Annotated in this window: 2 protein-coding genes; one reads left to right on the forward strand and one right to left on the reverse strand. The window is 68.6% G+C overall.

The window, feature by feature from the left end; translation table 11 throughout:
• Positions 1-168: 168 nt before the first annotated feature.
• Complete coding sequence (locus KBX53_RS19085) at positions 169-4,251, reverse strand: replicative DNA helicase (protein ID WP_247675867.1); 4,083 nt, start codon at positions 4,249-4,251, stop codon at positions 169-171.
• A gap of 414 nt (positions 4,252-4,665) precedes the next feature.
• On the opposite strand from KBX53_RS19085, the gene KBX53_RS19090 reads away from it, so the two are divergent.
• Positions 4,666-6,145, forward strand: a 1,480-nt coding sequence (locus KBX53_RS19090; RefSeq protein WP_210860774.1) for a hypothetical protein, incomplete at its 3' end; no start/stop codon positions are given.

Raw genomic sequence — 6,145 nt, forward strand, 5'->3', positions numbered from 1 at the left:
GGTCGAGCCGAGGCGGAGTCCGGGCGGCGATCCGGCAAGGCGCGGTTTCGTCCGGATACCGGTGTCGTATCCGGACGAAACCGCAACGCCGCCGGTCGTCGTCCGGGCCCGCCGCAGGCCGGCCAGTCCTTATGAAACAGGCCCTAAGCCGTCGACGGTGCCGTGCGGTCAGCCGATGGCCATGTCGACGAAGCGGGACAGGTGCAGCTGGGCCGCGACGGTCACCGTGTCGGTGGGGCCATTCCGATGCTTGGCAACAATAAAATCCGCCTCCCCGGCCCGCGGCGACTCCTTGTCGTAGTAGTCGTCGCGGTGCAGCAGGATGACAACGTCGGCATCTTGCTCGATCGAGTTGTGGGTGGCGATGCCGTTGGCGATGAAGTTGTGCTTCCCGAGCACAGTCGCGTCGAACACTTCCTGCTCACCGAGCGACTCGATGGACACTATCGAGTCCCAGAAGATGTCGTTCGTCGCGTGCAGGTCGAGGTCGGCCGCGTCGAGGACGGTGGCGATCGCCGCCAGTCGGGAACGGCTGGGCGCGCGCTTCCAGAGGGCGCTGCCACAGAACTGGGTGCCGATGGCGGCGGCGAACTCACGGTGGGTCATCCCCTGCTCGACCAAGATCTCCTTCACCCTGGTCCACACCTCGCGCGGCACGGTGTCAACGTTGGTGTTGCTCTCCGTCGACTCCAGAGCAGCAAGCAGAGCGGCGCAGCCCTCCGAGCGCTCCCCATGGACGCCAATCTCGCGCAGGAACCTCAACTGGTCGTCCCGACCGGAGATGTCGAGCGTGTACTGAGGGCGGTGTCCCACGACTGGTACGACCCGCAGCCGGGCTGTAATGCCGTACCTGAGGAGCAGTCGAGAGATGTCTTCGAGCATTCGTCGGCTCGTGGACGCGAAATAGACGCGCCCTCCGCGGCCGGTGTTACTGACGGTCACCGAACCGTCCGTAGCCCAGAGGTGCCGCAGGAAGCTGGTGATCTGCTCCTTCGGCAGGCTGAAAACGCCAGCAGGGATGAATTTCTCGTGTGACCTCAGACCGAAGAGGCCCAGCTCGTCCAACCAAGCCGCGATCGGGTTGCGCCGACCGCGAGCCAGGCGGTACGGCGCCGGCAGGCGGAGGGTTGTGACCCTCGCGGCCGCGTAGTCGTCGCGGACGGCGGAAATCCCGAAGTGCTTCGCTGCTTCCGTCACGGCCTGCAGGTTCAGCTCATCACGACTTGCGTACCGGATGGGTTGGCGGCGCACGAACGAGCCGTCGCCCAACAGGTGAGCCAGCATGACCACCTCGGCATCGACCCACGGGCGGGTGACCATTGGAGGCGGTAGGTGTCGCGGCGTGGCGATGCGATCTCCGGGCGACAGCTCACCGAGCGGCACCCACCCGGTGAACGCGAGGAAGGGGTGGTTCGCTGTGGCATCGATCTGCTTGCCCGATGCGAGGGTCAGCCGGAACACCTCGCGGGTGCCGCTGGGGAAGACGTGGGTCATGGTGCGGGGCGTATAGCGAAGGCTCTCGTCCAACGCCCAGACCGGGATTTCTTTAGCGTTGCTTGACAACAACTCACCGAGCGTGATCTCGGTGTTGTCATCCGCTCGAACCACCCGGGTCTCCGCCGTGAGGCAGCCCGATTCCCGCAAGTCGGACAATTGGGGTCGCTTGTCGGTGCGCTGCTCGGGACCACGGTTCAGCTGACTGACCGCGATGACAGGGCACTCGACCTCCTTGGCCAGCAGCTTCAAGCCACGGGACAGGTCGGCGACCTCCTGCTGGCGACTCTCGGTGCGCTTCGGCGAGGTCATCAGCTGGAGATAGTCGACCACGATCATCTTGAGGTCGTGCCGCTGCTTGAGCCGCCGGGCCTTGGCCCGGATCTCCATCAGGTTCATGCTCGGCGTGTCGTCGACGAAGAGCGGCGCCTCGCTGATCTCGCCCATGCAGCGGGCCAGCTTGGTCCAGTCGTCGTCGGAGAGTTGGCCGCTGCGCAGCACGTGCAGCGGCACCCGCGCCTCGGCGGAGAGCAGCCGCATGACGATCTCGACCTTGCTCATTTCCAGCGAGAAGATGGCCGCAGCCTGGTTGGCGCGAATAGCTGCATTTCGGGCAAAGTCCATGCTGGCGGTGCTGTTGTGCGTAGGGATCATCGCCCGGCTGGCCAGGTACAGGTGCTCGTCGTTATCGACAGTCACGCACCGGACCGGAACGCTCGGGACCGGCCGGACGTCGACGATGAACCGCGAGGTCGTTCGAACATCGGAGGTGGTGCGGCGACGTTCGGCGTGCGCATCCTGCTTCCGCTTGAGCCGGAAGACGACATCCGGGGTGGAGAAGTTCAAGGTATATGCCGTTGACGACTCGGGGGTACGGCCGCGCACCGGCTTTGCGTTGACCGTGCAGCGGTAGCCGAGGCTGACGATCAGTTCGCGTACGTCATCAGCCAACTGCTTGGAGGTCGACGTGTACTGGAGGTTACCGGCGGGGGCCACGGTCCCATCGGTGTCCATCAGCCCGGCGAGCAACGCTCTGCGCTGAGCCTCGGAGGCCCGCAGGTATGTGACCGGGATGTGTTTGTTGGCAGCCACCCCGACCTGACGCAACAACCCGAGGAACGAGCCGTTCCGGTGACGGCAGTCAGCACACTTCCTGGTCGCCGGGTTCTCTCGCAACGCCCTGGTGGAAACGCCACAGTCCGCGCAGACACCGTTGCCCGGAGCAGCGGACGCGGGCCGTAGCAGGATGGTGTAGACCATTGGCCCGCTGGGCCGCACGACGAAGCCGTCCGCCTCGACGTGCGTGACCATCTCTGGATCTGCCGTGGTGAAGCGGCTGGCGTCGCTGTGCCCGTCACCGAGCCAGGCTCCCAACGTGTAGGGCGGGATCAGCAGTTCCCGATCCGGAAGTTGGATGGGAGCGCAGTTCCGTACGGCATGGTTGAGCCGCCGCGGGGTGGTGTCGGTACGCAGCGTGGCTGCGATTTGAGCGGTGGTGACGACGCCGTCGTGGTCGGCCCGGCTACCGGCCTTGACCTCCCGCTCGGCTCGTTGAAGAAGCGTGCTCAGAAGCGGACCGGCTGGGTAGCCCGGCGCAGTCCAGTTCTGTGGCTTGCCGCTGCGGACGATGGGACGGCTGATCCGGCCGACCGACCCCACCTCGCGGGCGACGGTGTGCAGGACATGCCGAAACTCCGGCCCAACCTGCTCAAGCGTGTCGAAGAGCGTGATCGGCTGGTTCCCCAGGAGGCTCAGCCGCTCGTGTGCCGCACGGACATTGGCCAGCGACGATTCGGGCCAGTACCGCCTCTGCCGCGCCGGTTCCTGCCGCCGGCTCGCCCGGGTGGTCGTCTTCCACAGATGCTCCGCGTCCGCCACGATCACGGTGCCGTCCGAGAACTCGACCTCGTAGCAGGGGCGGTCGTGCATCACGTCGAAAGCGTGCGTGACAGTGGTCGGGGAGCCGTCGGCAGCCAGTAGTTGGTCGCCCGCCTTGACCTCGCCCATCGTGGTCCAGCCGTCCGGGGTCGGCAGTGGGGTGTCGAGCGCGAGCGCCTTTCCCAGACCAGGTCGACCCGCCACGATAATCAACTGCCCAGCGTGCAGACCGTTGAGCAGCCGGTCCAGGTCGCTGAAGCCGGTGGGCACACCGGTCATCACACCGCCCTGCGCGCCCACCGCCTCGATCTCGTCAAGCGTCGGCTGCAACATGTCGGCCAGGACCGCGAAGTCCTCACTGACCCGGCGTTCGGTGACGTCGTAGACGGCCTGCTGAGCGAGGTCGACGACGTCGTCCACGTCGCGGCTGCCGCCGCTGGCGGTGCCGTAGCCCAGTTGCACGATCTTGGTGCCGGCCTCGACCAGTCGACGCAGCACCGCCCGCTCACTGACGATGCGGGCGTAGTACGCGGCGTTCGCGGCGGTGGGCACGCTGGCGATGAGCGTGTGCAGGTACGGCGCGCCGCCGATGCGTACGAGATCCCCCGAGTCGGCCAGCGCCGCCGCGACCGTGATCGAGTCGGCCGGCTCACCGCGCCCGTAGATCTCGAGGATGATGTCGAAGATGGTGGCGTGCACCGGCCGGTAGAAGTCGTTGGTCTTGAGGATCTCGACGACGTCGGCGATGGCGTCCTTGGAGAGCAGCATGCCGCCGAGGACGCACTGCTCGGCGGCGACGTCCTGGGGCGGGGTCTTGTCGAACTGGCCATCCCGCTGCGAAGGTGGCTGGCCTCCGCCGGAGCGTGGCTCTGCCCGCATGTCGTCGGTGACCGACACGGGTCCCCCCTCCACTGCGCCGGATCCAACCCCAGCTCTACCGCTGGGGTACGACACTTCTCGTCCGACCGGGCCGGTCGATCGGGGGCCATCGCCGGCGGTCGAGGGCCAACCATACGGACCCCGAGGTCAGAGACTCCACTACGCCCGTGGACGAGCCGCGGGACACCCTGTGGATCCCGGTGGACAGCATGTGCGCAGCGTGTGCACAGCCTGTGGAAAACCATTGGGGAATTCTCGGCCATAGCTCGCTGACCTGCGGGGACATGCTCCCCAGCCTGTGGAGGAGAATATTTCGGTCGGGCCTGTGACACGATCGTCCCGTACTATCTCCAGCGAACGGCTACACCTGGACAGCGGATTCCGCTTTCGGTTCAGAAGGGTCACACTCCGGCCGTGAATTACCGGGACTGGGGACGCGGCGATGGCAGCCCGCGCGAGCGCCAGCCAACCGCCTCGTGGCGTGAGCCCGCGGCGTCTGTTCCGGTTGATCCGTACGACGAGGACGGGCGCTACCGCACCTCCAGCCGGCGCCGTGCGTTGGACCGCGGCCAGGACGAGCCTGTCGACGCCTACCTGCCCCGGTGGGCGCTGGAGTCGGGGGTCCGGCACGCGGACGGCGGCGGTCGTCACGCGGCACCGGACGAGGACGATGACGAGCTCGACCCGCCGCCCTCCGGTGCGGGCCGGCGGTCCGCCGAGTCGGCGACTTCGCAGTGGCGGGGCGGCGACACGCGTCGGCGGGAGCAGCCGGCGATCGGCCCCGCGCCAGACTCGGACCACACCCGGGAGTGGACGCTCGACCGACCGCAGGATCAGGGGTACGCCGGCCGTCGACGGGCCGACGCCGGTGGGGACGAGCCGGTCTCCGGTGCGGTCTCGGACCGTCGTCCCCGCCGCGCGCCCGCCGGCCGTCCGCAGGTGATCTGGTCGGGCGGGGATGTCGAGTCCGCCCCGACCGAGCAGGTGCCGGACGAGGCGCCGAGCCGACCCAGCCGGCGTAGCCGTCGTGCGGCGGAGGAGTCCTGGACCCGTCCGGCGGCCGACCCGTGGGTGCGCGGATCGGACCGGGTGGCGGAGCCTGAACCGTCGTACCCCCCGGCGGTGGACCCGTGGGACGCCTCGGGCGTGCACGCGTGGCCGCCTGCGGCGGGAGCGGACGGCGGGGACCTGAGCGGGCAGTGGTCGGCGGTGGAGAGCGTCGGTGGTTGGGAGCGGTCGGACCGCACCGGCCAGTGGGAGCGGTCCGCGATCGAGGATGACCAGTGGGACCGTACGCTGCCGCCGCGCTCGGATCGTTCGGTGGCGGCCGAGGGTTGGCCGAGCCGTGAGGACGGTTTCTGGTCTGGCACCCGGCTGGCCGACGACGACCCGCGGTGGATGGATCCTCCGACGTCTGCGCCACGGTCTCCGGTGGTGGGTTACACCGCTCCTCGGCCGCGCAGCTCGCCTGCACCACGGGCCGGTGTGCCGGGCGCGGGTGCGCCCCGGCGTCGGGCGGACCGGCCGGCGGTGGGCTCGGCGTCGGTGCGCCAGCGCGTCGAGTCGGCGGCCACTGGTGCCTGGGCGCGGCGTCTGGAGGACGACCTGCTGGACCCGGACCCGGGCGGGTCGGTCCGGCCCCTGTTGTACACGGCGGCCTGTTACCTGGTGCCGGCGATGCTGATCTTCGTCTGGTTGTTGACGTTGGACAGCCAGGCACCGGCGGGTTGTGTGACCGACATCAGCGGGGGTGGGTGTGACTCGGCGCGGTCCCGCGCGTTGGAGTCACTGCTCGCCGGTTCGCCGCGCTTCGGGTTGGCGCTGGTGAGCAGTCTGGTGGTGGCGGCGCTGCTGCGTCGGGTCGGTACGACGTGGCGGTCGGCGACCATCGCGG

Source organism: Micromonospora sp. M51 (genome assembly GCF_018070305.1).
Taxonomy (GTDB): Bacteria; Actinomycetota; Actinomycetes; order Mycobacteriales; family Micromonosporaceae; genus Micromonospora; species Micromonospora parva.

What these genes read in the sequence shown, in the direction of transcription:
- KBX53_RS19085 (WP_247675867.1), bottom strand. Translation starts at nt 4,251, where the DNA reads ATGCGGGCAGAGCCACGCTCCGGCGGAGGCCAGCCACCTTCGCAGCGG.